The 1,002-nt window shown below is 67.0% G+C and carries 1 protein-coding gene; it reads right to left on the reverse strand.

Annotated features, from left to right (window positions below; genetic code table 11):
- Window positions 1-110: 110 nt before the first annotated feature.
- A partial coding sequence (locus ACFWJX_RS40650; RefSeq protein WP_383252159.1) for a YihY/virulence factor BrkB family protein occupies window positions 111-1,002 on the reverse strand: 892 nt, incomplete at its 5' end.

Raw genomic sequence — 1,002 nt, forward strand, 5'->3', positions numbered from 1 at the left:
CTACGGTGCCTGGCGTACGGGGCGTCGCTTTGCCTGTGGGGGTGCCTGGGGCGAGGGAATGGAGTGGCCGACCGATCGGGACGAGAGCTGGGCAGTTTATGCCCTGTCGGTCATCGACGGCGGAGTTTGGCCAGTTCGGCGTTGAACTGGGCCCCGGTGAGGAGGGCCAGGTTGGACAGCCACAGCCATACCAGGAAGACGATAATCCCGGCGAGCGATCCGTACAGCCGGTTGTACGTGCCGACGTGCGAGACGTAGAGGGCGAAGCTGGCGGATGCGACGAGCCACAGGGCCACGGCCAGAGCGTCTCCCACAAGCCTCTGCCGCACCCCACGTGTCCCGGCCGGGCCCGAACGGAACAGCACCAGCACCATGATGGCGACCAGGCACAGCAGGAGCGGCCATTTCAACGCGTTCCATGCGGTGCCGGCCATGCTGCCCATGCCTACGAGCCGGCCGACGGTGTGGGCCGCTTCGCCGGTCAGGATGAGCACCAGGGCACTGGAAACGAGAAGCATCAGCAGCACCACGGCGGTCATCACCAGCCGTGGTGCCGTCCTCCACGCCGGGCGCAGATCCTCAACGCCGTGCATGACGTGCAGGGCCCGGCGGAAAACCCCCAGATAGCTGGAGGCGGACCACAGAGCGCCGATCATGCCGAAGACGGCCAGCGTCCAAGCAGCTGTGTGCTGCTCCGCCATGCCCTGCAACGCGCTCTGCATGACGGGACGGGACTCGGCCGGCACGACAGCGATCACGTTACTGATCAGGTTGTCGGTGGTCGAAGCGCCGACGATTCCCAGCAGTGAGACCGTGACAAGGAGCGTCGGGAAGAGCGCCAGCACCGCGTAATAGGTGAGGGCGGCAGCGAAGTCGGTCACGTTGTCGTTCCACACCGAGGCGGGGGTCCGCCGCAGAGCGGTACCGATGTGCTGCCAGCCCGGCAGGTCACGCGCATACGTCGGGGGCGGCAAGGGCGGTGTGGTTGCCTGGCGTGTCTGC

Source organism: Streptomyces sp. NPDC058335, assembly GCF_042723915.1.
Lineage (GTDB): Bacteria > Actinomycetota > Actinomycetes > Streptomycetales > Streptomycetaceae > Streptomyces.